Genomic DNA, 26,996 nt, shown 5'->3' with positions numbered 1-26,996 from the left:
CATGGCCGAGTACAAGAGTGACATTGAGATCGCGCGTGGCGCGAAGAAGCAGCCGATCCAGGCGATCGGGGAAAAGATCGGCATTCCCAACGAGCATCTGCTGCCCTACGGCCATGACAAGGCGAAGGTCTCGGCCGAGTTCATCAAGTCGGTGAAGGGTAACAAGGACGGCAAGCTGATCCTGGTCACCGCCATCAACCCGACACCGGCCGGCGAAGGCAAGACCACCACCACCGTCGGTCTCGGTGATGGCCTCAACCGCATCGGCAAGAAGGCGGTGGTGTGCATCCGCGAGGCATCGCTTGGACCCAATTTCGGCGTCAAGGGTGGTGCCGCCGGCGGCGGGTATGCCCAGGTCGTGCCGATGGAAGACATGAACCTGCACTTCACCGGCGACTTCCACGCCATCACCACCGCCCACAACCTTCTGTCGGCCCTGATCGACAACCACATCTACTGGGGCAATGAACTCGGCATCGACATCCGCCGCGTCGCCTGGCGCCGTGTCATGGACATGAACGACCGGGCGCTGCGCCAGATCAACGTCTCGCTGGGCGGCGTCGCCAACGGCTTCCCGCGCGAGGCTGGCTTCGACATCACCGTCGCCTCCGAGGTGATGGCGATCCTGTGCCTGGCCACCGACCTGAAGGATCTGGAAAAGCGCCTCGGCGACATCATCGTGGCCTATCGCCGCGACAAGAGCCCGGTCTATGCCCGCGACCTGAAGGCCGACGGCGCCATGGCGGTGCTGCTCAAGGATGCCATCCAGCCCAACCTGGTGCAGACGCTGGAGAACAACCCTGCCTTCGTGCATGGCGGTCCCTTCGCCAACATCGCACATGGCTGCAACTCGGTGGTCGCCACCACCACGGCCTTGAAGCTGGCCGACTATGTGGTGACCGAAGCCGGTTTCGGCGCCGATCTCGGTGCCGAGAAGTTCTTCGACATCAAGTGCCGCAAGGCGGGCCTGAAGCCGGCCGCTGCCGTCATCGTCGCCACCGTGCGCGCCATGAAGATGAATGGCGGGGTCAAGAAGGACGACCTTGGCCAGGAGAACATCGAGGCGGTGAAGAAGGGCTGCGCCAATCTCGGCCGCCACATCGAGAACGTGAAGCAGTTCGGCGTGCCGGCGGTGGTTGCCATCAACCACTTCGTCTCCGACACCGACGCCGAGATCAAGGCGATGAAGGACTTCGTGGCAGCGCAAGGTGCCGAAGCGATCCTGTGCAAGCACTGGGCACAAGGTTCGGCCGGCATCGAGGAGCTTGCCCACAAGGTGGTGAAGATCGCAGAGAGCGGTGCCTCGCAGTTCTCGCCGCTTTATCCCGACGAGATGCCGCTGTTCGAGAAGATCAACACCATCGTCAAGCGCATCTATCGCGGCGACGAGGCGATTGCCGACAAGTCGATCCGCGACCAGCTGCACCAGTGGGAACAGGCCGGCTACGGCCACCTGCCGGTGTGCATGGCCAAGACGCAATATTCCTTCTCGACCGATCCGAACCTGCGTGGTGCGCCCACCGGCCACACGGTTCCGGTGCGCGAGGTACGCCTTGCCGCCGGTGCCGGCTTCGTCGTCATCATCTGCGGCGAGGTCATGACCATGCCCGGCCTGCCCTCCAAGCCATCGTCGGAGAAGATCTTCCTCAACGATCAGGGCCAGATCGAAGGGTTGTTCTAAAGGGAACGGCAGTGGGGCAGTAAGGGAACAAGGCAGTAGCTGCCCAACCTTACTGCCCTACTCCCCCAAGGCCTTACTGCCCTGCTAAGGAGCCTCGGCCAGATGACGGAGAAGCTCTCACTCTACGAAGCCATCGGCGCAGATGATGGCCTGAACAGACTTGTCCAGGCTTTCTACGACATCATCGAACAGGACGAGGATGCGCAGGAACTGCACCTCCTCCACCGCCGCGGCCATGGCGTTGCCCATTCCCGCATCGAGCAGTTCGATTATCTCTCCGGCTTTCTCGGCGGCCCCCAACACTATGTGCAAAGGCACGGCCACTCGCGGCTACGCGAGATCCACGAGCATGTTCCGATCGGTCCGGAGATGCGCGACCTCTGGTTGAAATGCATGACCAAGGCTGTGGCCGTAGCCGGCATTGTCGAGCCGACTGCCAGCCGGCTCATGCAGCATCTGACGCGGGCAGCCGAAATTGCCCGCAACCAGGACTAAAGCAATTCCGGGCGCTTTTCCTAGTAGCTAGCCGGAAATCGCGGCACGCGCCTGCTCTTCCAGCCACGCCACCATCTTGCGGTAGGGCACCGGCCCGTGGCTGATGCGGGCGACACCGAGCTCCGCCAGCTTCTGGCGCGGCGGCACATGCGCCAGCGCGATGATGTTGACCGGCAGCGCAACTGCCTTGCACAGTTTTTCGATCAACGCCGGGTCGCCGAGGCCGGGCGCGAAGAAACCGTGTGCGCCTGCCTTCTCGTAGGCTGCGGCACGCGTGATCGCCTGCTCGACCAGTGCGTCGCTGTGTTCTTCAGGCTTGGCTTTCAGGAAGATGTCGGTACGGGCATTGATGAAGGCCGGCACGCCGCTTGCCTTGACCGCATTCGCGGCCGCCTTGATGCGCTCGACCTGCACGGCGATCTCATAGAGACCGCCACCGCCGACGATCTGGTCTTCGAAATTGAATCCGACCGCGCCGGCCTCGATCGCCTGCGTCATGGTAGCCGCCACGGTCGCTGGCGCCGGTCCATAGCCGCTTTCGAGATCCATCGTCGCCGGCAGCTCCACTGAAGCGGCAATGCGACGGAAGTTGTCCAGCGCCAGGGCCAGCGGGATCTTCTCGCCGTCCAGATAGCCGAATGCCGCCGCAACCGGCCAACTGCCGGTCGCCAGCGCCTTGGCACCGGCCTTGACGACAGCCTGAGCGCTGCCAGGGTCCCAGACATTGAAAAGCACCACCGGGTCGCCTTTGACGTGAAGGGCATGGAAAGCACGCGCGCGTTCGATCTGGTCGCTCATGGATTTGCCTTGTGCAGGATGTCGGACTGCGGCGACCCTAACGCTCGCCTCGCAGCCGCGCCATGGCACAGATCGACCATGCTGACATATCCAACCAGCCGATGGAAAGCCGTTGATAGCGCAAAGCGCAGTCGCTACCCCGGATCAGGATAGCGGCGTACGGGTCGCTTCAACGCCATATTCCGCTGCGGCATCGGCAAGTGTGTGCCAAAGGCTGTCGGCGAAACTGGTGAAGACCAGCAGACTGTAGACCGAGCTACCGTTCGCGGCATCAGGTCCACGCCACAGATTGACGCCGGTGTGGTCGATCGACGTGGCGGCAGCCGCTCCAATCGGAAATACCGCGTCGTGCAGATCGATGGACGACACTTTGGCGAGCGCGTCGCGTGCCCTGGTGCCCGACAACTGGATCAGGCAGCGCCCACCGGACTGATCGCTGAGAGACGCTGTCCCACCGAAGATGGCAGCCAGCGGCGGGACCGGATCAGGCACACTTCCGGCGCTGAGCACAAAGAACTGATCCGGACCGGTCCATATCAGCGTCGCACCTTTGCCGACGACGGCCGCGGGCCTCTCCGGCGGCAGCGCACCCCAGGCCTTTTTGGCCGCCTTCGCGACATTGGCGACCTGCCCACGTCGCGCCATCACCTGCACCAGGCTGAAGTCGCTGATTTCGGCCATGGCAATGCCGGCATCGCCGGATGCCAGACCGATACGACCCGGCGCAAATGCCTTGCGCAGCGGTGACCGCGCTTCCCAGGAATACTCAGCCACGCTGGCGTCCTCCCTCCGGATCGTAGAAGACCGGGCTGGTGATCTCGACCTCCATGTCCTCGCCCCGCAACGGATCGTAAGCTCGCACGATCTCGCCATGGCGTTCGCGTCCCCGTTCGACCAGCGCCAGAGCGATCCAGTGACCGAGCATCGGCGAATAGCAGACCGAAGTCAGATAGCCTTGGTCCGTGTCGGGACCGGGAGCGGCGCCCTTCGGGATGATGTGCGCGCCCGAGCGGAGCCTGTTGGCCTTGTTGACCGGCTTGATGCCGACCACCACCTGCCGGTCGGGCGCGATCAGCGCCTCGCGTCCGGCCATGGCGCGGCCGATATAGTCCTTTTTCTTCGACATCATCTTGCCGAGGCCGAGATCGTCGGCAGTCGTGGTGCCGCTGAGCTCCGGGCCAGCGACGTGGCCCTTTTCGATGCGCATCACACCCAGCGCTTCCGTTCCGTAGGGCGTGACGTCGAATTCCGCGCCCGCACGCATGAGGTTCTCTGCCATGGCTTCGCCGTAGCGTGCCGGTACGCCGATTTCGAACGCCATCTCGCCGGAGAAGGAGATACGGTAAAGCCGTGCCCGCATCCCGCCGCGCAAGGCCACTTCGCGGACGCCCATGAAAGGAAAACCTTCATTCGAGAGGTCTTCTGACGGATCGCAGAGGTTCTTCAGAAGATCGCGCGTATTCGGACCGGCGATCGAGAACTGTGCCCACTGATCGGTGACCGAAGTCAGTTGCACGTCGAGTTCGGGCCACAAGACCTGCCGGCAGAATTCGAGATGCTGCATCGCCGGCCCGGCCTTGGCCGTGGTGGTGGTTAGGAAATAGTGGTCCTCAGCCAGCCGCGACGTGGTGCCGTCGTCATAGACCAGTCCGTCCTCGCGCAGCATCAGCCCATAGCGGGCCTTGCCGACGGCAAGACTGGAGAAGGTGTTGATGTAGAGACGGTCGAGGAAGGTACCGGCATCCGGACCGCGCACATCGACCTTGCCCAGCGTCGAGACATCGCAGAAGCCGACGCCGTTGCGTACGGCCAGCACCTCGCGCGTCACCGATTCCAGCCAGTCCTTCTCGCCGGCAACCGGATACCACTGCGCGCGCTTCCACAGGCCGGTGTCGACGAACACGGCGCCACGCGCAGCCGCCCAGTGATGCGACGGCGTCAGACGCCATGCGTGGAAATTCTCGTCGCGATGATGTCCGGCCAGCGCGCCGATCGCAACCGGCGCATAAGGTGGCCGATAGATCGTGGTGCCAGTATCGGCAATGTCCCGCCCCGTCGCCTCGGCCATGAGGGCAAGTCCGTTGACGTTGGACAGCTTGCCCTGGTCCGTCGCCATGCCGAGTGTCGTGTAGCGCTTCAGATGCTCGACGCTTTCGAACCCTTCGCGTTGCGCCAGCTTCACATCGGAAGCGGTCACGTCGTGCTGGAAGTCGACGAAGGCCTTGCCGCCTTCGACATGCCACAGCGGCTTGATGGCAAAACCTTCATCATCGCCTCGGGGCACCTCTCCAGCCATGCCCTTGGCGCCGCAGTCTTTTGCAGCAACAGCGCCGGCCGCGTGACCCTCACGCAGACAGGCGGCGAGCGAGAAATCACCACCGGCCGCGCCCACCATGACCATGCCGGGAGGGCACTGTCCGGGCACAAAAGCCGCGATGTCATCACGCCAGGCTGGCCTGCCACGCTGGAACGACGACAATGCCACATTCGGGTTCCAGCCGCCCGACATGGCCAAGCAGTCGGCCTCGATCTGCTGCGTGCGGCCACCGGCGTCGCGCACGACGATGCCGCGCACGCCGTCGACACCGCCATTCACCTCGCTCACGACGCCACTCAGCAGCCTCAGATTGAGTCCACGATAACCCTCGGGAACCACACCTCGACTGTCGATCACCCCAGCGACGGCACCCCCGGCACGCTGCACGGCTTCGGCCGTGCGCCAGCCGTCGTCATTGTTGGTGAAGAGCGCGACCTGCCTGCCGGGCATCGCCGCGAAACGGTTGATGTAGCTGCGCACGGCGGACGCCATCATCACGCCGGGCCTGTCATTGCCGGGGAAGACGAGCGGACGCTCGATCGCGCCGGCAGCGACGACGGCGTGCTTGGCGACAATGCGCCAGAGCCGCTGACGCGGCTGGTGTGCAGGCGGCACCGCGACATGATCGTTGACGCGCTCGAGTGCGCCGTAGGTCCCGCCGTCATAGACGCCGAAGACAGCGGTGCGGGTCATGATGCGGATATTCGTCAGACCGGCTATTTCCCGCTGCGCGTCCGCCAGCCATTCCGCCACCGGCTTGCCGTCGATCTCGCCAGTCTCGGAGAGAAGCCGGCCACCGAGACGGCTGTCCTCTTCCGCCAGGATGACTCGTGCGCCGGCGCGGCCCGCGGCAAGCGCGGCGGCGAGACCGGCCGGGCCGCTGCCCACCACAAGCACGTCACAATGCGCCCAGGCCTTTTCGTAATGATCCGGATCGGCTTCGCCTGAAGCCTTGCCGAGACCGGCGGCGCGGCGGATGGCCGGCTCATAGAGCTTTTCCCACAGCTTCGCCGGCCACATGAAGGTCTTGTAGTAAAAACCGGCGACGAAGATCGGCGAGAACAGCGAGTTCACCGCCATGACATCGTGGCGCAGCGAGGGCCAGCGGTTCTGGCTCTGCGCCGCAAGCCCGTCATAAAGCTCGGCCGTCGTGGCGCGTGTGTTGGGTTCGCGGCGCGCACCGCCGCGCAATTCGACGAGCGCGTTCGGCTCCTCCGCTCCGGCGGTCAGGATGCCGCGCGGCCGATGATATTTGAACGAACGGCCGACCAGCTTGACGCCATTTGCCACCAGCGCCGAAGCCAGCGTGTCGCCGGCGAAGCCGACCATCTTCTTGCCGTCGAAGGTAAAGCCGAGCGGGTGCTTGCGATCGATCTGACCACCGCTCGACAAGCGGTGCGATTGCGTGCCTGCGGGAACGGATCGCGACTGCCGTGAATCGGCAGCGGGATTCTCGTTGAAGGCGAGCGGCGCGGCATCGCCGGAAATCCGGCCAGTTCTGGTCCCGCTCATGATATCGCGCCTGCCTTGGCCGGCTTCTGCGCACCCGCGCCGGGTGCCGCGCGCACGGCCTTGATTTCATGTGTTGTCGTGTTGCGGGTAACGGTCAGCCAGGAACGGCAGCCACCGCCGTGGTACCAGCGTTCGTTCATGTCGCCGGCGATGTTGTCGCGCAGATAGACATAGTCGAAGAACAGGTCCTGGGCATCCGGCTGCTCGGCTCCGTCGGCAGCGAAAGCCAGCGGCCGCTTCGGCGCCGCGTCGCCGAGATAGGTGAACTCTCCGAGCTCGCGTTCTCCGCAGAATGGGCATGCTATGCGCATGGCGCCTTACTCGCTTTCAATGCAGGTTGGGTTGGGCGCCCTGGCCCTTCTCGTCGATCATCGCGCCGCGCCGGAAGCGGTCGAGCCGGAAGCGTTTCGCTTCCTCGTGCGGCTCGTCGCGGGCGAGCAGATGGGCAAAGACCAAGCCGGAGGCCGGCGTTGCCTTGAAACCGCCGTAGCACCAGCCGGCATTGAGATAGAGCCCATCGATCGGCGTCTTGTCGATGATCGGCGTGCCGTCCATCGACATGTCCATGATGCCACCCCATTGCCGCAACAGACGCACCCGCCCGATCATCGGCATCAACGCCATGCCGCCTTCGCAGACATCCTCCATCACCGGCATGTTGCCGCGCTGGGCATAGGAATTGTAACCGTCGAGATCGCCGCCGAAGACAAGGCCGCCCTTGTCGGACTGGCTGACATAGAAATGGCCGGCCCCGAATGTGATGACACCGGGGATAAGCGGCTTGATCGCCTCGGACACGAAAGCCTGCAGCACATGGCTTTCGATCGGCAGGCGCATGCCGGCCAACGCCGCGACGCGCGAGGTGCTGCCGGCCACCGCCATGCCGACCTTGCCGGCGCCGATCGTACCGCGCGCCGTTTCGACGCCGGTGATCTTGCCGTTCTGGTCACGCGCGAAGCCGGTCACCTCGCAATTCTGGATGATGTCGACACCGAAGGAATCGGCTGCGCGCGCATAACCCCACACGACGGCGTCGTGGCGGGCCGTGCCGGCTCGGGGCTGCCACAAACCACCCATCACCGGGAAGCGGGCGTTGTTGTAGTTCAGGAACGGCAACACCTTGCGGATCTGTTCGCCGTCGAGCAATTCCGCGTCGATGCCGTTGATGCGCATGACATTGCCGCGCCGGGCGAAGGCATCGCGCTGCGCATCCGAGTGATAGAGGTTGATGATGCCGCGCTGGCTCACCATGGTGTTGTAGTTGAGGTCCTGCTCCTGCCGCTCCCACAGCTTCATCGAAAGCTCGTAGAAGCCGGTATTGCCGGGCAGCATATAGTTGGAGCGGATAATGGTGGTGTTGCGGCCGGCGTTGCCGGATCCGATCCAGCCCTTCTCGAGCACCGCGACATTGCGGATGCCGTATTCCTTGGCGAGATAATAAGCGGTGGCCAGTCCATGACCGCCGCCGCCGACGATCACCACATCATAGTGTTTCTTCGGCTGAGGGTCGCGCCAGGCGCGCGTCCAGCCCTTGTGGCCTGAAAGCGCCGCCTTGGCGAGCGAGAAGATCGAGTACCGCATTTCGGTCCGTTCTGGCCTTGTCCAAGAGCGTTTTCAAGGAACGCGGAAACGCTCTAACTCTTTGTTTTTACGCAATTCAACGACTACACGTCCAGTGTGTGGTCGCGCTCCCACTGGGTGAAATGCGAAGCGTAGGAATTCCACTCCAGCTGCTTCAGCCGGATGAAGGCGGCCGAGAATTCCTCGCCCATCGCCGCCTTCAGCGATGTGTCCTTGTCATATTCGCGTAGCGCATCGAGGAGGTTGAGCGGCAGCTTGGCGCCATGCGTGACGGTATGGCCGTCCTTGTACATGTCGATGTCGCTGCGCGGGCCGGGATCGGCCTTGCTCTTCATGCCGTCGAGGCCGGCAGCGATGATCACCGCCTGCATCAGATATGGATTGGCGGCGCCGTCGGGCAGGCGAAGCTCGAAGCGGCCGGGACCCGGCACACGCACCATGTGCGTGCGGTTGTTGCCGGTCCAGGTCACGGTGTTCGGTGCCCAGGTCGCGCCGGAAACGGTGCGTGGCGCATTGATGCGCTTGTAGGAATTGACGGTCGGGTTGCAGATGGCGGCGAGCGCCGAAGCATGTTTCATGATGCCGCCAAGGAAGTGGCGGCCCTGCTCGGAAAGCCCGAGTTCCATGCTCTTGTCGGCGAAGGCATTGGTCTTGCCGCCGAGATCCCAGACCGAGATATGCGCATGACAGCCGTTGCCGGTCAGGCCCTGGAATGGCTTCGGCATGAACGTGGCGCGCAGACCGTGCTTTTCGGCGATCGACTTCACCATGAACTTGAAGAAGGAGTGCTTGTCGGCGGTCGCCAGCACATCATCGTAGGCCCAGTTCATCTCGAACTGGCCGTTCGCATCCTCGTGATCGTTCTGGTAGGGCTCCCAGTTCAGCGACAGCATCGCGTCGCAGATTTCGGCGATCACGTCATAGCGGCGCATCACCGCCTGCTGGTCGTAGCAGGATTTGGCAGCGGTATCGTATTCGTCGGAGATTTGCTTGCCGTCCGGCGTCGTCAGGAAGAATTCGGGCTCGACGCCGGTCTTCACGCGGATGCCGAATTCGGCGGCTTCCGAAACCAGGCGCTTCAGCGTGTTGCGCGGCGCCTGCGCCACGCTCTTGCCTTCCATGAGGCAGTCCGAAGCCAGCCAGGCAACTTCCGGCTTCCAAGGCAGCTGGATGACCGAATCCGGGTCCGGCACGGCCAGCATGTCGGGATGCGCGGGCGTCAGGTCCAGCCAAGTGGCAAAGCCGGCAAAGCCGGCTCCGTCCTTCTGCATGTCCGATATCGCCTGTGCTGGCACCAGCTTGGCGCGCTGGCCGCCAAACAGGTCCGTGTAGGAGATCATGAAATATTTGACGTTACGCGCCCGGGCGAAATCCTTCAGCTCTGCGGTAACTGCCGTGCTGGCCTCGAAATTGGTTCCCATTGTTTTCCCCTGGGTTGTTCTTCTTGTTGTTTGGTTGATCGAAGAAATTGCCTAGAAGCTGCCCTTTCCCGGTATCCAGCCGGTGCCGGCGAGCGGAACGCCAGCCATGGCCGCGGATTCGATTGTCAGGGCGCAGAGATCCTCCGGCTCCAGGTTGTGTACGTGATTTTTGCCGCAGGCGCGGGCGATCGTCTGTGCCTCCAGCGTCATCACTTTGAGATAATTCGCCAGACGCCGGCCGGCGGCGATCGGATCGACACGCTTCATCAGCTCTGCGTCCTGGGTGGTGATGCCGGCGGGATCCTTGCCCTCGTGCCAGTCGTCATAGGCACCAGCCGTGGTACCGAGCTTCTGGTATTCGTCTTCCCAGCGCGGATCGTTGTCGCCCAGCGCGATCAGCGCGGCCGTACCGATCGAGACCGCATCGGCGCCCAGCGCCAGTGCCTTGGCCACATCGGCGCCATTGCGGATACCGCCGGAGACGATGAGCTGCACCTTGCGATGCATGCCGAGATCCTGCAGCGCCTTCACCGCAGGCCGAATGCAGGCGAGCGTCGGCTGGCCGACATGTTCGATGAACACTTCCTGCGTTGCCGCAGTGCCGCCCTGCATGCCGTCGAGCACCACCACATCTGCGCCTGCCTTCACGGCAAGAGCCGTGTCGTAGTAGGGTCGCGCACCGCCGACCTTCACATAGATTGGTTTCTCCCAGTCGGTGATCTCGCGCAGTTCCAGGATCTTGATTTCGAGATCGTCCGGGCCGGTCCAATCGGGGTGACGGCAGGCCGAGCGCTGGTCGATGCCCTTGGGCAGCGTGCGCATCTCGGCGACGCGGTCGGAGATCTTCTGGCCGAGCAGCATGCCGCCGCCGCCGGGCTTGGCGCCCTGGCCGACAACGATCTCGATCGCGTCGGCACGGCGCAGATCACGCGGGTTCATGCCGTAGCGCGACGGCAGGTACTGATAGACGAGTGTCTGCGAATGGCCGCGCTCTTCCTCCGTCATGCCACCGTCGCCGGTGGTCGTCGAGGTGCCGGCGATCGTCGCCCCACGGCCGAGCGCTTCTTTGGCCGGTCCCGACAGCGAGCCGAAGCTCATGCCGGCAATGGTGATCGGGATCTTCAGTTCGATCGGCTTCTTCGCATGACGGGCGCCCAGTACGACGCTGGTGTCGCAACGCTCGCGGTAACCTTCCAGCGGATAGCGCGAGATCGAAGCGCCGAGAAACAGCAGGTCGTCGAAATGCGGCAGCTTGCGCTTGGCGCCAGAGCCGCGGATGTCATAGATGCCTGTCGCCGCCGCACGGCGGATCTCCGACATCGTATAGTCATCGAACGTAGCCGACCTGCGAGGCGTCGTCGGAGGATTATGATATGTCATTTAGGCGTCCCCTCAGTACGCGTCGGCGTTGTCGATATTGAAGTTGTAGAGCGTACGGGCCGATCCGTAGCGTGTGAATTCTTCCGGCTTGACGTCGGTGATGCCGGCACGGTCGAGCAGTTCCTTCAACTTGGCGATATGCTCCGGCCGCATTTCCTTCTTGATGCAGTCGGCGCCGAGGCTTTTGACTGAGCCGCGCACGAACAGACGCGCTTCATAGATGGAATCACCCAGCGCATCGCCTGCGTCGCCGAGCACGACGAGGTTGCCGGATTGCGCCATGAAGGCCGACATGTGGCCGACATTGCCGCGCACGACGATGTCGATGCCTTTCATCGAGATGCCGCAGCGCGACGAGGCATTGCCCTCGATGACCAGCAGTCCGCCACGGCCGGTCGCGCCGGCGTACTGGCTGGCGTCACCCTTCACTGTGATCTGGCCCGACATCATGTTTTCGCCGACGCCCGGCCCCGCAGAACCGTGCACGGTGATGCTGGCCTTGTCGTTCATGCCGCCACAGTAATAGCCGACGCTGCCGCGAACCTCGACGGCGATAGGCTGTGCGACACCGGCGGCCACGGCGTGGCTGCCCTTCGGATTGATCACTTCCCAGCTCGGCTCGTCGGACGCATCCGTCACCTGATGCAAAGCAAGGTTGAGTTCACGCAGCGGTGCTGCGTCGAGGTCGAAGACGCGCGGCGCATAGTTGACTTCGCGCTGAGGCGACTTGGCGAGAGTGGTCACGTTCATCGGCTCAGTGCTCCCAGAAATAGACGGTTGACGGCTCCGGCTCCCATACCTTGGCATCCTCGATACCAGGCAACTTGGCCAGCGCGCGATATTCGGAGCCGAAAGCGACGTAGCGATCGGTCTCGGCAAGCACGGCCGGCTTGCACGCGATGGCATCACGCACCACCCCGAAACCGTTCTTGGTGCCGACCACGAAGGTGAAAAAGCCGTCCAGATCGTTGACGCTGCTTTCCAGTGCCTGGCCGAGATTCTGGCCATGCGCGATCTTGGAGGACAGATAGGCGGCCGCCACCTCGGTGTCGTTCTCGGTTTCGAATTTCATTCCTTCACGGATCAGTTCGCGCCGCAGATTGTTATGATTGGACAGAGAGCCATTGTGCACAAGGCACTCGTCCGGGCCGGTCGAGAAGGGATGCGCGCCGAGCGTGGTGACGGCGGATTCGGTTGCCATGCGGGTGTGGCCGATGCCGTGGGTGCCGGTCATCTTGGTCACGTCGAAGCGCTTCACGACATCGACCGGCAGGCCGACTTCCTTGTAGATCTCAATGGCTTCGCCGGCGCCCATGATGCGCACGGAGGGACGAAGTTCCGCAATGGCTTCGCGTGCAGCCTCGACCTTGTCGGCCGGCACATCGATCACCGCGTGGGTGGATTTGGCAAGCAGCTTCACCTTGGCGTCGATCTTTTTGCCGAGATCGGCTTCCAGGCCCGCAAAATCCGCCTCCGGCGAGGGTGACTGGATCGTAACCTTGGCCTTACCCTTGGTGGACGCGCCGTAAACCGCAATGCCCGCGCTGTCGGGGCCACGGTCGGTCAGCATCACCAGCATTTCAGAAAGCATGGCGCCGAGTTGCGGCTCCAATGTCTTGTCCTTCAAGAACAGTCCCACAATTCCGCACACGACGTTACCTCCAATGGCAGCGGTCCGATGATTGAACGCTAGCAGCTTTGAAAATCGAATTCAACTGCTATGAATGTTTTTTTCCCTACAGAAAAGTCCGTTCCATGTCTCGCCGCGGAACCGAGACCTCACGGGAGGACTAAAGTCGGAACCAGGGAAAGTTGCCTATCAGTAATATTTCTTGCACAAAGATATTGCCCAGACGACGGAATTCGAGTCAATATGTGTCTGGCGAATGCGCGGGCCGATAAGAAAAGAATGGCCGCATTTCAAAGGTACCCTTGAGGAGAAGGATTCCCACATGACTGCTTCCTGGCGTTTCTCGACTTTGGCCGACCGTCATCGCGCCCTGGGCTCCAAGTTAGAAGACTGGAGCGGCATGGGCACGGCCTGGAGCTATGACAAGGACGCCGACGAAGAATATGTCGCCATCCGCACGAAGGCCGGCCTGATGGACGTTTCGGGCCTGAAGAAGGTCCATATCACCGGCCCGCATGCCTCCCATCTCATAGATCTGTGCACCACGCGCGATGTCGAGAAGATCTATCCGGGCAAGTCGGTCTATGCCTGCATGCTCAACGAGGCTGGAAAATTCACCGACGATTGCGTCGTCTATCGCATCAGCACCAATTCATGGATGGTTGTGCACGGCTCGGGTACCGGCCATGAAGAACTGACTCGGGCATCCATCGGCCGCGACGTCTCGGTTCGTTTCGATGACAATTTGCATGACCTGTCGCTGCAGGGTCCGACGGCCGTCGACTACCTGGCCAAACATGTGCCCGGCATCCGCGACCTCAACTACTTCCACCACATGCAGACCCAGCTTTTCGGCCTGCCGGTGATGATTTCGCGCACCGGTTATACCGGCGAGCGCGGTTATGAGATCTTCTGCCGCGGCCAGGATGCCGGGACGATCTGGGATCGCATCCTCGAAGAGGGTAAGAGCGACGGCATCATACCGTGCCGCTTCACCACGCTCGACATGCTGCGCGTCGAGAGCTACCTGCTCTTCTATCCATACGACAATTCGCAGAAATACCCCTTCGAGAACGAAGGACCTGGCGATACCCTGTGGGAACTTGGGCTGGACTTCACGGTCAGCCCCGGCAAGACCGGCTTCCGCGGCGCCGAGGAGCACTATCGCCTCAAAGGCAAGGAGCGGTTCAAGATTTTCGGCGTCGTGCTGGAAGGCACCAAGCCTGCGGACGAAGGCGCGCCGATCTATCGCGACGGCAAGAAGGTCGGTGTTGTCACCTGCGCGATGTATTCACCGCTGGTGAAAAAATCGATGGGCATCGCCCGCCTCGATGTGGATTGCGCCATCATCGGCACGCCCCTCGAGGTCCGTAATGCATCTGGATCGGTGAAGGCGACCGCGCAGGCGTTGCCATTCGACGATCCGAAGAAGCTGAAGCGTACGGCGAAAGGCTGATCCATTGGACGGGATGCCGGCAAAGACGATCCTCAGTCGCCCGGTCTACGGAACCCTGTCGCCCCAGACCGGCAAGAACCATCTCTTCGTCGCGGACGCCGAAGGTGCGTCCGCGATCCTCGACCTGGCGAAGAAAGCACCGGATGGTTTCTTCGCCGGTGCGCACATCATGTTCATTCCGGAGACAAGCCGGAGCCAGTTTCAGGCACCGCTCAGGGCCTTGAAACCGGCGCAGTTCTACGAGGGGCCTTCCATCGCGGCAGCCCTCCCGCGTCTCAGACAGACTCTCGCCAACGCGCATATGGGGCTACGCATCTATCTCGCGGGAACGGAAGGGCTCATCGGCCAGGCCATGCAGGTGGCGCTGGAAGCGGGCATTGACCATTCCTCGATCCAGACCGAACATCGCGGCTCCTGGGCACGCCGGGTGCAGTGCGTCCACTGCAAGGGCATCACCGAGAACGTCACCACGCAGCCGGCCACCTGCGCCCATTGCGGCCTGTTGCTTCTGGTGCGCGATCATTATTCGCGCCGCCTGGCAGCCTTCCAGGGGGTGTGCATCAACGCCGAGGATCCGAGCGAGATCCCTCAGAAAGAGGAGATTTTCCGGTGAGCGCAGGAACCACGAAACTGAACGTCACCGTGACCGACGTGGTCGCGGTCAACGAACTGGTGAAGCGCTTTCATTTCGAGCGCAGCGACGGCGGCGACCTGCCGACCTTTTCCGGCGGCGCGCACGTCGTGGTGGAAATGCGTGACGGCGACAAATCGCGACTGAACCCCTACTCGCTGATGAGTTCGCCGCACAACACGCGCGACTACACGATCAGCGTGCGTCGCGATGATTCCGGTCGGGGCGGCTCGCTGTTCATGCACAACCGCGTCAAGCGCGGCATGGAGATGGTGATCTCCTATCCGGTCAATCTGTTCTCGCTCGACCTCAGGGCCAGGAAACATCTGCTGCTGGCGGGAGGAATCGGCATCACGCCCTTCATGGCTCAGACCGCGCAGCTCGCCGGCGAAGGCGGCAATTTCGAACTGCACTACACTTGCCGCACGCCGGCGCTCGGCACCTATGCCGATGTTTTGCGTGATCGCTACGGCAAGCGGGTCAACATCTACTACGACGATACCAATGAGCGGCTGCCGCTCGAACGTCTTCTGACCTCGCAGCCGCTTGGCACCCATCTTTATGTCTGCGGTCCCGCCGGCATGATCCGTTGGGTACGGGAGACGGCGGCAGCTCATGGCTGGCCGGACGAAACCGTCCACTACGAACACTTCGCCGCGCCGCAACCCGGCTTACCCTTCGATGTCACGCTGGCGCTCAGCAAGATGCAGATCAGCGTCGGCGAAGAACAGAGCCTGCTCGAGGCGATGGAAGCCGCCGGCATCGATCCACCCTATCTGTGCCGCGGCGGGGTCTGCGGCCAGTGCGAGACCAATGTCGTCTCCTATGACGGGACGTTCAGACACAACGACCACTGGCTGACCGAAGCCGAGCACTGCTCAGGCAAGAAGATCATGCCTTGCGTGTCACGCTTCGAGGGCAAGTCGCTCGTGCTCGAGCGCTGAGCATGATCCCGAACCGAAGGTCAGCGAAGCAAAAAGTTGCAGACTTTTCGGACAAGGATCATGCGGCAAAATGAAGAGATAGAGCGGAGTATCGCTCCATCTCAGGCGCATTCCGCTCCAGCGGTCCGAACCACAGGGAGGAACCTATGGGTATCAATTTCAGGAAAGAGACGTTCCGCGACGATTTCACTTTCAGGAACAGCCCGGAATTCATCCGGCGGTTTCCGTTCCCGTTCCACGAAGACGCTTACATGTATGCGGTCAACATCGAACCGCATGTGCAGGGCCCGAAAGGCACGGTCTTCGAGAACCTCATCGATGTCGATGAGCACTACGTCTCCGAGATGCAGGACCGTGCCAAGGTGCTGGCCGAAGATCCGCTGCGCTGCCAGTCGCTGCCGCATATGACGCTGGCCGGCTGGGACCTGCTCGAACTTTTGATGACCGAGCAGGCCAAGGGTTATCCTGAGCATTTCACATTGACCCGCGACGGCGATCGCTGGCGCTGGATCAATCGGCCGCTGGGCATCGACGACACTTTCACCTTCGGCGACCTTTCCACCCTGCCCTATGGGCCGATGGAATACATCACGCGCCAGAGTCAGGGGGATTTCTGCATCCTCGACCAGCGCGACGGCAATCTGTGGATGGATGCCGGCATGGTCACCACCCAGGCCGACTGGTCGCTCGATTTCGACATCGGCATGAACTTCTTCGAGTGGCACGCGCCTGTGCCGCTGGCGCATGAAAAAGGCATTTTTACCCGGGCGCTGAAGTTCCTCACCAACATCCAGCAAGGCAAGCCCGCACGGCGGTTGAACTGGACAATGACCATCAACCCGCGCCTCGACACCAGCCCGGAAAACTATCACAAATGGGGACCGGACCGGACCACCGTCACGCCGGATAATGTCGGCGATAAAGTGCATCTGCGGGTCGAGTTGCAGAGCTTCTGGCGCTTGCCGCGCTCCAACGCGTTGGTCTTCCCGATCCGCTGCTATCTGATCAAGATGGAGGAACTGGTGACGGTGCCGAAATGGGCACGTCGCTTCCATCGCGTCCTGCGTGACCTGCCGAACGAACTGGTCGAATACAAGGGCCTCACCCGCTATCGGCCGGCCGTCATCGAATGGCTGTCGAAATATGACGACGGAGCCCCCACCTCGCCCGGTTTCACCCCGGATTAGATTCCGGCGATGTCCCTGCAATAGCGCGCCGAAAGGCGCGCTATTCGCTTCCCGATCCCTGCCTGTAGGAAATGATCGACAGATAACGGATCGGCAGTTTCGTCAATTCATCCGGTCCATGCGGGGCGTCCGCGTCGAAGAACAGGCTGTCGCCGGGCAGCATCCGGTAAAGATTGCTGCCGTGGCGATAAACCACCTCGCCCTCCAGCATGTAGAGAAATTCCATGCCGTCATGCTGGAAGGCTGGAAAGACATCCGAGTCTTCCGTCAGCGTGATGAGATAGGGCTCGACCGTCACACCCGCTGTATTCGAGCTGATATAACCAAGCAGATTGTACTGGTGGCCGGCGCGGGTACCGCGCCTTTCGACGTCGACACCTTCGCCAGCCTTTACAAAGACCGCATTGCGGTCTTCCTCGAAGCGCCGGAAGAAAGAACTGAGCGGCACGCCAAGTGCGCGCGACAATGCCTGCAAGGTTGTCAGCGAAGGTGATGTAATACCGTTCTCGATCTTCGACAGCATACCAAGTGAAATATTGGTCGTCGCGGCAAGGTCGGCGACGGTTATGCCGAGTTTCTTCCGGAATGCGCGCACTTCGTGGCCAATGGCGACTTCAAGAACCTTTTCCCGCGTATCACGGACTGCATGCGGATCCTGATGCAGCGGCGCTGCCTTGAGCTGTGTGGAAGCCGGGTCCTTCTTGGACGTTTTCGCCGCCTTGGTAGCGGCACTGGCGCCCTTACCCTCCTTGACAGACTTGTCCATTATATACCCCCGAAACTTCGCGTGTTCACCATAGGTAAACATATTCACCCTTTGGTTCAAGTCCAAAGGATGGATGTGGCGAAGTGTGCGGAGATCGGAGAAAACCAATCCGCTTAGGTCGGTGGATTAGACAAGAGCTTGCGCTCGCAACCTCTGTTGAATGGATCGCGATCAGACAACGCGATCAGGAATAGCCTCCCCTGCAAAGAAGGCGGTGATGTTGTCGACCACCTTCATGCCCATGGCGACACGGGTCTCTTCGGTGGCGCTGCCGAGATGCGGCAACAGCACGGTGTTCTCCAGCCTGGTCAATCGTTCCGGCACCTGCGGTTCCTGAGCGAAGACGTCGAGCCCCGCGCCTGCGATCACGCCGCTCTCCAGCGCATCGGCCAGCGCGGTCTCGTCGACCACATCGCCGCGCGCCGTGTTGATCAGGAAGGCGCTCTTCTTCATGTGTGCAAGCCGCTCGGCATTGATCAGGTTGCGGTTTTCGGCGCCGCCGGGGCAATGCAGAGAGACAAAATCGGCCTGTTCCAGGACCGCCTCGATCGAAGGCAGTTGCGTCGCGCCCATCGCACGCGTCTCCTCGTCGTCCACGCGGGATCGATTGAAGAAGATCACCTTCATGCCGAAGCCGAAATGCGCCCGACGAGCCATTGCCTTGCCGATGCGGCCCATGCCGATGATGCCGATCGTCTTGCCGGTCACCTTGGCGCCGATCATGTGGGTCGGGCACCAGCCTTGCCACTCGCCGGCGCGAAGCTGACGTTCGCCCTCGCCGGTGCGGCGGGCAACGGCAAGCAGCAGGCTCATCGCGATATCGGCGGTACAATCGGTGAGCACGCCCGGCGTATTGGTCACCACAATGCCACGTCGTTTCGCCGTCTCGACATCGATGTGGCTGAAGCCGACGCCGAAATTGCCGATGATCTTGGCTCGGGGCTGCTCCTCAGGGAAAACCTCGGCCGGCAGCTTGTCGCTGACGGTCGGCAGAACGGCATCGAAATTCAGCAGGGCTGCCTTGAGCTGCGTGGCCGTGAACGGAATGTCGCCCGCATTGAGGGTGGTATCGAAGCGCTCGGCCAGCACCTGTTCGACGGCGGCCGGCCACTTCCGGGTCACGATCACGCGTGGCTTCATTATTTGCTCCTGCTTGGCATGGCTGGGGCGGCACCGGGACCGGCACCGCCCCTCAAGACGATTGCGTCGACCTGTTTAGGCTGCTTTGCGCTGCTCATCCAGCACGCCGGCGACGGTTGGCCCGAAAGAGGCCGGCGTGGCTACGATAGTAACACCGGCATCACGCAGGATCTCGACCTTCTCCTGCGCGGATTCACCGAAGGCGGAGATGATGGCGCCCGCATGGCCCATGCGCTTGCCCTTCGGCGCCGACAGGCCGGCGATGTAGGCAATCAGCGGTTTCTTCATATTGGTCTTGGCCCATTCGGCAGCCTCCGCCTCCTGCGGCCCGCCGATCTCGCCAATCATCACCACTGCATCCGTCTCATCGTCATTCTCGAACAATTCGAGGATGTCCTTGAAAGATGAGCCGTTGATCGGATCGCCACCGATGCCCACGCTGGTCGACACCCCGATACCCAGCGCCTTCATCTGCGAAGCGGCTTCATAACCCAGCGTACCCGAGCGACCGACGATGCCGACGCGGCCAGGCAGATAGATCGAACCCGGCATGATCCCCATCAACGCCTGTCCCGGCGTGATGACGCCGGCGCAGTTCGGGCCAATCAGCGTCATGCGGTCCTCGCGGCGATAGCGCAGCATGTAGCGCTTCACCCGCATCATGTCCTGCGAAGGAATGCCGTCGGTGATGCAGACGCAGAGTTTGATGCCTGCATCCGCGGCCTCCATGATCGAGTCTGCCGCAAAGGGCGGCGGCACGAACACGATGCTGGCTTCCGCGCCGGTCTCGCGCACCGCGCCCTTGACCGTGTTGAACACCGGAATGCCCTGCTGAGACTGTCCGCCTTTTCCGGGCGTCACGCCGCCGACGACGTTGGTGCCATAGCGCTTCATGTCCTCGGCATGGAAGGAACCGATCTTGCCGGTGAGGCCCTGGACGATGACCTTCGTGTTGCGATTAAGCAGAACTGACATCTTGCCCTCCCTCAGCTGGCTTTCTTGAGTGTTGACTGGTGCATCGCCGCGACCGCCTTCTCGGCGGCTTCGGCAAGCGTGTCGGCGACGATGATCGATTGACCCGACGCACTCAGGATGCGGCGGCCTTCCTCGACATTGGTGCCTGCCAGCCGCACCACCAGGGGCACGTTGACGCCAACCTCGTGGATCGCCTTCAGAACGCCTTCAGCCACCCAGTCGCAGCGGTTGATGCCAGCGAAGATGTTGACCAGGATGGTCTCGACATTCTTGTCGGCCAGCACGGCACGGAATGCCTTGGCGACACGTTCCGGCGAAGCGCCGCCGCCAATGTCCAGGAAGTTGGCGGGCTCACCGCCGGCGATCTTGATCATGTCCATCGTCGCCATGGCGAGCCCTGCACCGTTGATGATGCAACCGATATTGCCTTCCAGCCCGACATAGGAGAGGCCGCGATCACTGGCGAAGGTCTCGCGCGGATCTTCCTGCGATTTGTCGCGCAATTCCGAAATCTCGGGCCGGCGGAACAGCGCGTTCTCGTCGAACGACATCTTGGCATCGAGTGCCATCAGACTGCCGTCGCGCGTCACCACCAGCGGATTGATCTCCAGCATCGAGGCGTCATAGTCGCGGAATACCTGGTAGCAACCCATGATGGTGTCGGTCGCCTTGCCGATCAGGCTGTTCTCCAGCCCGAGCCCAAACGCGATCTCGCGCGCCTGGAATTGCTGCATGCCGACGCCGGGGTCGACAATGGCGCGGATAATCGAATCCGGCTGGCGCTCGGCGATCTCCTCGATCTCCATGCCGCCCGAAGCAGAGGCCACGATCATCACGCGCTCGGCTTTGCGGTCGAGCACGAAGCCGAGATAGATCTCCTGGCGGATGTCGACGGTTTCCTCGATGTAGAGGCGCGAGACCAGCTTGCCGCGCGGCCCGGTCTGGTGCGTCACCAGCTTGCGCCCGAGCATCGCTTCCGCTGCGTCGGACACTTCCTTGTCGGATTTGCAGATACGGATGCCGCCGGCCTTGCCGCGCGCACCGGAATGGATCTGGGCTTTCACCACCCACTTGTCGCCACCGATCTCACGCGTGCGATAGGCCGCCTGTTCGGGGCTGTAGGCCAGCCCACCGCGCGGAATGTGCACCGAATGGCGCGAAAGCAGTTCCTTGGCCTGGTATTCATGAATATCCATGTCGAACTCCTCCTCAGTTCGGTAATGCCTGGCGCGAACGCGCCGACTGCTCGATTGCTTCGTGCGTCACCAGAACGTTGCGGGCCATGCGCTCGGAAGCGGCATCGATCATCTTGCCGTCCAGTGCGGCCGCGCCCTTGCCTTGCTCTTCCGCTTCCTTCAGCACCTCGATGATGCGCTTGGCGCGGGTGACTTCCTTCTCCGGCGGCGAGAACACGGCATTGGCGAGCTCGATCTGCGAGGGATGGATCGCCCACTTTCCTTCGATGCCGAGCGCTGCGGCGCGGCGAGCGGCAGCCATGTATCCATCCGGATCCGAGAAATCGCCGAACGGGCCGTCAATGGCGCGCAGACCGTAGGCACGGCAGGCAACCGTCATGCGCGACAGTGCAAAATGCCACTGATCGCCGGGATAGTCGGGATTGAGCCCGCCGATGTTGACGGTGCGCGCCTTGCAGCTTGCGGCATAGTCGGCGACGCCGAAATGCAGAGCTTCCAGCCGACCGCCGAAAGCGGCGATCGCCTCGACATTGGCCATGCCGAGCGCCGTCTCGATCAGTGCCTCCAGGCCGACACGGGTCTTGTAGCCCTTGGCCATTTCGATCTGGTTGACCATCGCTTCGACCATATAGAGGTCGGCCGGCACGCCGACCTTGGGAACCAGGATCGTATCCAGCCGATCGCCGGCCTGTTCCATGATGTCGACGACGTCGCGGTACATGTAGTGCGTGTCGAGACCGTTGATGCGCACCGACACGGTCTTGCCCTTCGCGCGCCAATCGATGTCGTTCAGCGCCTCGATGATATTCCGGCGCGCCCGCTCCTTGTCGGGTGGCGCGACCGCATCCTCGATATCGAGGAAGATGAAGTCGGCAGCGCTTGCCGCTGCCTTGGTGATCATCTCCGGATTGGAGCCCGGAACCGCAAGCTCTGAACGCTGCAGGCGCAGCTTGCGCAGGTGGTTGATCGTATGGCTCATCGCAGGTCTCCTCCCTGACCGGAGTTCAAGCGGCCTTGGCGACAGCAGCCGGCTCGGCCAGACGGAAGTGCTCGAGCGCCGCTCCGACACCTGAGCCCGGAGCCAGCTTCACGCCGCAGTCGCGCAACGCCATTTCAGCGGCCGACAGCGCACCGCACACCATCACCTCGTTCAGCCAGCCGAGATGGCCGATGCGGAACACCTTGCCGGCCACCTTGTTCAGGCCGACGCCGAGCGAGGTCTGGTATTTGTGATAGGCGCGCTTCACCACTTCCGCGCTGTCGATGCCTTCCGGCACATAGACGGCGCTCACCGTGTCGGAATGCCATTTGCGCTCCTTGGCGCAGAGCTTCAGGCCCCAGGCATCAACTGCCTTGCGCACGCCTTCGGCGAGATGATGGTGGCGGGCGAAGATCGCCTCCAGCCCTTCCGCCTCGATCAGGTCAAGCGAGACGCGCAGGCCGCGCAGCAGCTGGGTTGCCGGCGTGTAGGGGAAGTAGCCGGTGTCGTTGGCGCGGATCATGTCCTCGAAGGAGAAGTAACAACGCCGGCCCTTTGCCGTCTTGGCGGCAGTAAGCGCCTTCTGGCTGACCGACAGGAAGCCGAGACCAGCCGGCAGCATGAAGCCCTTCTGCGAGCCGCTGACGGCGCAGTCGACACCCCATTCTTCCTGGCGGAAATCGATCGAACCGATCGACGACACGCCGTCGACGAAGAGCAATGCCGGGTGGCCAGCGGCATCCAGCGCCTTGCGCACGCCGGCCACATCGCTGGTCACGCCCGTCGCCGTCTCATTGTGCGTGCAGAACACCGCCTTGATGCGATGTTCCTTGTCGGCCGCAAGCCGCTCGGCGTAGATCTCGACCGGTACGCCGGTACCCCATTCCACATCCACGACATCAACGTCGAGTTCCAGCCGTTCGGCCATGTCGACCCACAGATGCGAGAACTGTCCGAAGCGCGACATCAACACGCGGTCGCCGGGGTTCAGCGTGTTGGTGATACCTGATTCCCAGGCACCGGTTCCCGACGATGGGTAGATGAAGACGCGGCCGGTCTCGTTCTTGAACACCTGCTTCAGCCCCTCGAAAAGGCCGAGCGTCAGTTGCGGAAAAGTTGAGGCGCGCATGTCTTCCATCGCCAGGTTCATGGCCTGCCGGACGGCTTCCGGAACGTTGGTCGGCCCAGGGACGAAGAGATGCGTAAAACCAGCCATGATGATCCTCCCGATCTGTCTGCGCCGGCTTCAGAGGAGGCCGGCAGGCATTCGGCGGGTTCCGCCGTGAGAAGAATAATCTTTTCCTGGTCAATTCCTCACAACACCTGCCAAGGTGGAACCTTCCGCCATCAAGCGTCGGGCCAAACCTGCCTGCCGGGTAGGCAAAACCCCACCCCGGATAGGTCGGGCGCTACCCGGAACGCATCTCTGTCGAAGCACAAAGAAAAACGGCGGACCGAGGCCCGCCGTTCGTCAAAAGTCGGAATTGGGAAAGCGATCAATCGATGTCGAAGGACACGCCCTGCGCCAACGGCAGCGCCTTGGAGTAGTTCACGGTATTGGTGGCGCGGCGCATATAGGCCTTCCACGCATCCGAACCGCTCTCACGACCACCGCCGGTCTCCTTCTCGCCACCGAACGCACCGCCGATCTCGGCACCCGACGTGCCGATATTGACGTTGGCGATGCCGCAGTCCGAACCGTCGGCGCTGAGGAAACGTTCCGATTCCTGCAGGTCGCGCGTGAAGATCGACGACGACAGGCCGGCACCGACGGCGTTGTGCAGGTCGAGCACCGCATCGAAGTCGGAGTATTTCATCACGTAGAGGATGGGGGCGAAGGTCTCTTCCAGCACCGGGCCTGCCTGCTTCGGCATCTCCACCAGTGCCGGACGCACGTAATAGGCGTCCGCATGACCGTTCTCGACACGGGCGCCGCCAGTGACCTTGCCGCCATGCTCTCCGGCTTCCTTCAGCGCCTTCTGCATGCCGTCGAACGCCATCTTGTCGATCAGCGGACCGACCAGCGACGAGGTCTCGAGCGGGTTGCCGACCGAAACGCTCTCATAGGCCTTCTTCAGGCGCGGGACGATCTGATCGTAGACGCTCTCGTGCACGAACAGGCGGCGCAGCGTGGTGCAGCGCTGGCCGGCGGTGCCCATGGCGCCGAAGGCAATGGCGCGCAGCGCCATGTCGAGATCGGCCGTCGGGCAGACGATGCCGGCATTGTTGCCGCCGAGCTCCAGAACGGCGCGCGCGAAACGCTTGGCCAGCCGCGGACCGACCTCGCGGCCCATGCGGGTCGAGCCGGTCGCCGAAACCAGCGGCACCTTCGGATGATCGACCAGCACTTCGCCGATCTCGCGCTCACCGATAAGAACCTGGCTGAGCCCGGCCGGCGCATCGGCGCCGAAGCGCTTGACGGCGCGCGCGAAGATCGCCTCGCAGGCCAGTGCGGTGAGCGGGGTCTTCTCCGACGGCTTCCAAACCACGGCATCGCCACAGACCAGCGCAAGGGCCGCGTTCCACGACCACACCGCGACCGGGAAGTTGAAAGCCGAGATGACGCCGACGACACCGAGCGGATGCCAGGTTTCCATCATGCGATGGCCAGGACGTTCCGTGGCGATGGTCAGGCCGTACAATTGGCGCGAAAGGCCGACGGCGAAATCGCAGATGTCGATCATTTCCTGGACTTCGCCGAGGCCCTCGGACGGAATCTTGCCGACCTCGATCGAAACCAGCCGGCCAAGCTCGGCCTTGTGGGCACGCAGCTCTTCGCCCAGCAGGCGCACCAGTTCGCCACGCTTCGGACCCGGCACCAGACGCCAGGCCTTGAAAGCCTCATGCGCAGCGTCGATCGCCTTGTTCGCATCGGCCGCCGAGATTGTCTTCAACGCAGCAAGCTGCTCGCCGGTCACCGGGCTGCGCACCACAAGGCTCCCGCCTGAAAGCACGTCCTTGGCCACGCCGAGTTTCGCGAGCAGATCGGCGGTTTCCTTCGCAATCGTCATCGTCTTCCCTTTCGAATGTGTGCTGATATGGCGACAGCCAGGCCATCCGCCACCCCGCCGCTCCTCTGGCAGGCCTTTGGCGTGGCATTACCCGTTTCGCGCACAATCCGCCACCCCGGCATGGTCCAAGCCGGCAGCGCGGACCATTGATCCAGCGGAAAGGAAATCAAAATGAGCAGAAGGCGATCTAGCTCGCCTTTTCGGATTTGCCTTGCGTGGCTTCGGCCTTGAGCCGGTCAATATGCATGCGGATATGCGCGGCCTCGGCGGCCGTGTTGGCCAGCGCGATCGCTCTGTCGAAGGCGACGCGCGCCTCGTCGTGGCGGCCGAGTTTCATCAAAAGCCCACCCTTCAGGCCAAAGAAGTGGAAATAGCCGGAAAGCCGGTCCTCCAGTGGTTCGATCATGGCAAGCGCTTCCTCCGCTCCGCGGACCTTGGAAACTGCAACCGCGCGGTTCAACGTCACCACCGGCGAAGGCTGCATGCTCTCAAGCAGGCTGTAGAGCAGGTCGATTTCCTGCCAGTCGGTGTCCTCGGCCTTGGCCGCCCGGGCATGCAAGGCCGCGACCGCAGCCTGCACCTGGTAGGGTCCGGGCTTGCGGTGACGCAAAGCCTTGTCGACGAGAGCCAACCCCTCCTCGATCATCTTGCCGCTCCAGAGCTTCCGGTCCTGATCCTCCAGAAGCACGATCTCGCCATTGGCATCGAAGCGGGCCGGCGCACGGGCGTGCTGCAGCAGCGTCAGGGCCAGAAGACCCATGACTTCCGGTTCCGTCTGGAACAGTCTCAACAGCAGCCGGCCAAGCCGGATCGCCTCCTCGCAAAGAGGTTCGCGCGCCTGTGCCTCTCCGCTGTTGGTGGAATAGCCTTCGTTGAAGACGAGGTAGACCATCGCCATGACGGCAGCGAGGCGTTCCGACCGCTCGACCGCCCCTGGCGTCTCGAACGGCACGCCGGCGTCGGCAATGCGTGCCTTGGCACGCGTGATGCGCTGTTCCATGGCGCTTTCGCCAACCAGGAAGGCGCGGGCGATCTGCTTGACCGAAAGGCCGGAAACGATGCGCAGCGCCACGGCTATCTGCTGTGTGGGCGGCAGGTCCGGGTGGCAGCAGATGAACAGCAATCTCAAGATGTCGTCGCGATAATGTGCGCCATCCAGCCGCTCGGCGATGTCGGTCTCGGCATCTTCCAGGTCCGACACCTGGTCCTCATCCGGCATCGCCGTCTGCTTGCTTCTCTTGCGCACCGCGTCAATGCCGCTGTTGCGGCCGACAAAGATCAGCCAGGCGGCAGGATCACGCGGTGGCCCGTTCTGCGGCCAGTTCTTCAGGGCGCGCAGGCATGCGTCCTGGAATGCTTCTTCCGCCGTATCGAGATCGCGGAAATAGCGCAGCAACGCTCCCATGGCCTGCGGCCGCGCGGCGCTGATGACATTGCTGATCCAGGACAGGTCGCTCATGATTTTACCGTTGCAGGACTGAATATGGAAATGGGGCGGATCTCGTAGGAGCCGCCGCTGGGATTGACCTCGGAAAGCTCGCGCGCGAATTGCAAGGCTTCATCGAGGTTCTCGACATCGACCGTATAGAAGCCGAGGAACTGTTCTTTGGTCTCGGCAAAGGGTCCGTCGATGACGAGGGATTCGCCCTTTACCTTGCGCAGCGTCGTCGCGGCTGTCGTCGGCAACAGCCTGGCCACCGGGCCGAGCTTGTTGGCTTTCGCATATCTCTCCTGGACGTCGAGCAGCTTGACCATGACCGCGTCGTCCTGCTCCTTGGTCCAGGAGCCGACGACGTCTTCGGAAGCGTAGCAAAGAACTGCATAAAGCATGGTAGGCCCTTTCTGTCTCCGGAGCGTTTCCGTTTTTCACGGAAACGCGGTACGCAATACCGGACG

Annotated in this window: 24 protein-coding genes; 6 read left to right on the top strand and 18 right to left on the bottom strand. The window is 62.6% G+C overall.

What is annotated here, in order from left to right:
• The first annotated feature begins 1 nt into the window (after position 1).
• Together AO692_RS02815 and AO692_RS02810 are read left to right on the top strand one after the other, a co-directional pair.
• Positions 2 to 1,681 (top strand): formate--tetrahydrofolate ligase, encoded by a 1,680-nt coding sequence (locus AO692_RS02815; protein WP_054308532.1) that lies wholly within the window; start codon positions 2 to 4, stop codon positions 1,679 to 1,681.
• Between the two features lie 102 nt (positions 1,682 to 1,783).
• Positions 1,784 to 2,176, top strand: coding sequence for a group II truncated hemoglobin (locus AO692_RS02810; RefSeq protein ID WP_054308531.1), 393 nt, complete (start codon positions 1,784 to 1,786; stop codon positions 2,174 to 2,176).
• Between the two features lie 27 nt (positions 2,177 to 2,203).
• On the opposite strand, the gene AO692_RS02805 is transcribed toward AO692_RS02810, so the two are convergent.
• The 9 genes from AO692_RS02805 to AO692_RS02765 all read right to left on the bottom strand — a co-directional run bounded on the left by AO692_RS02805 (position 2,204) and on the right by AO692_RS02765 (position 12,836).
• Positions 2,204 to 2,974: an isocitrate lyase/phosphoenolpyruvate mutase family protein gene (locus AO692_RS02805; RefSeq protein ID WP_054308530.1), complete on the bottom strand. Its 771-nt coding sequence runs from the start codon at positions 2,972 to 2,974 to the stop codon at positions 2,204 to 2,206.
• A gap of 144 nt (positions 2,975 to 3,118) precedes the next feature.
• A complete protein-coding gene (locus AO692_RS02800; protein ID WP_054308529.1) occupies positions 3,119 to 3,748 on the bottom strand; it encodes a sarcosine oxidase subunit gamma family protein in 630 nt (209 codons plus the stop codon).
• Positions 3,741 to 6,803, bottom strand: coding sequence for a sarcosine oxidase subunit alpha (locus AO692_RS02795; RefSeq protein ID WP_082407186.1), 3,063 nt, complete (start codon positions 6,801 to 6,803; stop codon positions 3,741 to 3,743). The genes AO692_RS02800 and AO692_RS02795 overlap by 8 nt, the downstream gene beginning before the upstream one ends.
• Positions 6,800 to 7,114 (bottom strand): sarcosine oxidase subunit delta, encoded by a 315-nt coding sequence (locus AO692_RS02790; protein ID WP_054308528.1) that lies wholly within the window; start codon positions 7,112 to 7,114, stop codon positions 6,800 to 6,802. The genes AO692_RS02795 and AO692_RS02790 overlap by 4 nt, the downstream gene beginning before the upstream one ends.
• 16 nt (positions 7,115 to 7,130) lie before the next feature.
• Positions 7,131 to 8,384 carry a sarcosine oxidase subunit beta family protein gene (locus AO692_RS02785; RefSeq protein WP_054308527.1) on the bottom strand — a complete coding sequence of 418 codons (1,254 nt, stop codon included), beginning with the start codon at positions 8,382 to 8,384 and terminating at the stop codon, positions 7,131 to 7,133.
• A gap of 83 nt (positions 8,385 to 8,467) precedes the next feature.
• Positions 8,468 to 9,805, bottom strand: coding sequence for a type III glutamate--ammonia ligase (gene glnT, locus AO692_RS02780; protein WP_054308526.1), 1,338 nt, complete (start codon positions 9,803 to 9,805; stop codon positions 8,468 to 8,470).
• Between the two features lie 51 nt (positions 9,806 to 9,856).
• Positions 9,857 to 11,185, bottom strand: coding sequence for an FMN-binding glutamate synthase family protein (locus AO692_RS02775; protein WP_054308525.1), 1,329 nt, complete (start codon positions 11,183 to 11,185; stop codon positions 9,857 to 9,859).
• 12 nt (positions 11,186 to 11,197) lie between these two features.
• A complete protein-coding gene (locus AO692_RS02770) occupies positions 11,198 to 11,935 on the bottom strand; it encodes a GXGXG domain-containing protein (protein WP_054308524.1) in 738 nt (245 codons plus the stop codon).
• 4 nt (positions 11,936 to 11,939) lie between these two features.
• A complete protein-coding gene (locus AO692_RS02765; RefSeq protein WP_054308523.1) occupies positions 11,940 to 12,836 on the bottom strand; it encodes a glutamine amidotransferase family protein in 897 nt (298 codons plus the stop codon).
• A gap of 301 nt (positions 12,837 to 13,137) precedes the next feature.
• Between AO692_RS02765 and AO692_RS02760 the strand changes: the two genes are divergently transcribed.
• The 4 genes from AO692_RS02760 (at position 13,138) to AO692_RS02745 (ending at position 17,033) form a co-directional block, all read left to right on the top strand.
• Entirely contained in the window at positions 13,138 to 14,271 is a 1,134-nt protein-coding gene (locus tag AO692_RS02760; protein WP_054308522.1) for an aminomethyltransferase family protein, read from the top strand.
• 13 nt (positions 14,272 to 14,284) lie between these two features.
• Positions 14,285 to 14,884: a dimethylamine monooxygenase subunit DmmA family protein gene (locus AO692_RS02755; RefSeq protein ID WP_054308521.1), complete on the top strand. Its 600-nt coding sequence runs from the start codon at positions 14,285 to 14,287 to the stop codon at positions 14,882 to 14,884.
• Positions 14,881 to 15,846, top strand: coding sequence for a PDR/VanB family oxidoreductase (locus AO692_RS02750; protein WP_054308520.1), 966 nt, complete (start codon positions 14,881 to 14,883; stop codon positions 15,844 to 15,846). The genes AO692_RS02755 and AO692_RS02750 overlap by 4 nt, the downstream gene beginning before the upstream one ends.
• A 146-nt stretch (positions 15,847 to 15,992) precedes the next feature.
• Entirely contained in the window at positions 15,993 to 17,033 is a 1,041-nt protein-coding gene (locus AO692_RS02745; protein WP_054308519.1) for a DUF3445 domain-containing protein, read from the top strand.
• Positions 17,034 to 17,073: 40 nt separating this feature from the next.
• Here AO692_RS02745 and AO692_RS02740 read toward each other — a convergent pair whose 3' ends face one another.
• From AO692_RS02740 to AO692_RS02700, 9 genes are all read right to left on the bottom strand, one after another.
• Positions 17,074 to 17,799 (bottom strand): XRE family transcriptional regulator, encoded by a 726-nt coding sequence (locus AO692_RS02740; RefSeq protein ID WP_054308518.1) that lies wholly within the window; start codon positions 17,797 to 17,799, stop codon positions 17,074 to 17,076.
• A 171-nt stretch (positions 17,800 to 17,970) separates the two neighbouring features.
• The gene (locus AO692_RS02735) at positions 17,971 to 18,939 is read right to left on the bottom strand and encodes a D-glycerate dehydrogenase (protein ID WP_152979688.1); all 969 of its coding nucleotides are present in this window, start codon (positions 18,937 to 18,939) and stop codon (positions 17,971 to 17,973) included.
• A 75-nt stretch (positions 18,940 to 19,014) separates the two neighbouring features.
• The gene (gene sucD / locus AO692_RS02730) at positions 19,015 to 19,914 is read right to left on the bottom strand and encodes a succinate--CoA ligase subunit alpha (RefSeq protein ID WP_054308516.1); all 900 of its coding nucleotides are present in this window, start codon (positions 19,912 to 19,914) and stop codon (positions 19,015 to 19,017) included.
• An 11-nt stretch (positions 19,915 to 19,925) separates the two neighbouring features.
• Entirely contained in the window at positions 19,926 to 21,110 is a 1,185-nt protein-coding gene (locus AO692_RS02725; RefSeq protein ID WP_054308515.1) for a malate--CoA ligase subunit beta, read from the bottom strand.
• A 13-nt stretch (positions 21,111 to 21,123) separates the two neighbouring features.
• Positions 21,124 to 22,089 (bottom strand): CoA ester lyase, encoded by a 966-nt coding sequence (locus AO692_RS02720; protein ID WP_054308514.1) that lies wholly within the window; start codon positions 22,087 to 22,089, stop codon positions 21,124 to 21,126.
• 25 nt (positions 22,090 to 22,114) lie between these two features.
• Positions 22,115 to 23,305 (bottom strand): aminotransferase class V-fold PLP-dependent enzyme, encoded by a 1,191-nt coding sequence (locus AO692_RS02715; protein WP_054308513.1) that lies wholly within the window; start codon positions 23,303 to 23,305, stop codon positions 22,115 to 22,117.
• A gap of 280 nt (positions 23,306 to 23,585) precedes the next feature.
• Complete coding sequence (locus tag AO692_RS02710) at positions 23,586 to 25,100, bottom strand: aldehyde dehydrogenase family protein (RefSeq protein WP_054308512.1); 1,515 nt, start codon at positions 25,098 to 25,100, stop codon at positions 23,586 to 23,588.
• Positions 25,101 to 25,287: 187 nt separating this feature from the next.
• Positions 25,288 to 26,559, bottom strand: a complete 1,272-nt coding sequence (locus AO692_RS02705; RefSeq protein WP_054308511.1) for an RNA polymerase sigma factor — start codon at positions 26,557 to 26,559, stop codon at positions 25,288 to 25,290.
• Positions 26,556 to 26,930 (bottom strand): YciI family protein, encoded by a 375-nt coding sequence (locus AO692_RS02700; RefSeq protein ID WP_054308510.1) that lies wholly within the window; start codon positions 26,928 to 26,930, stop codon positions 26,556 to 26,558. Before AO692_RS02700 ends, AO692_RS02705 begins: the two co-directional genes overlap by 4 nt.
• Between the last annotated feature and the right edge of the window lie 66 nt (positions 26,931 to 26,996).

This window comes from Mesorhizobium sp. 1M-11, assembly GCF_001303895.1.
Classification (GTDB): Bacteria; Pseudomonadota; Alphaproteobacteria; order Rhizobiales; family Rhizobiaceae; genus Mesorhizobium.
The sequence above is the reverse complement of the archived record's forward strand: the minus strand, read 5'-3'. Positions and strand labels throughout refer to the sequence as shown.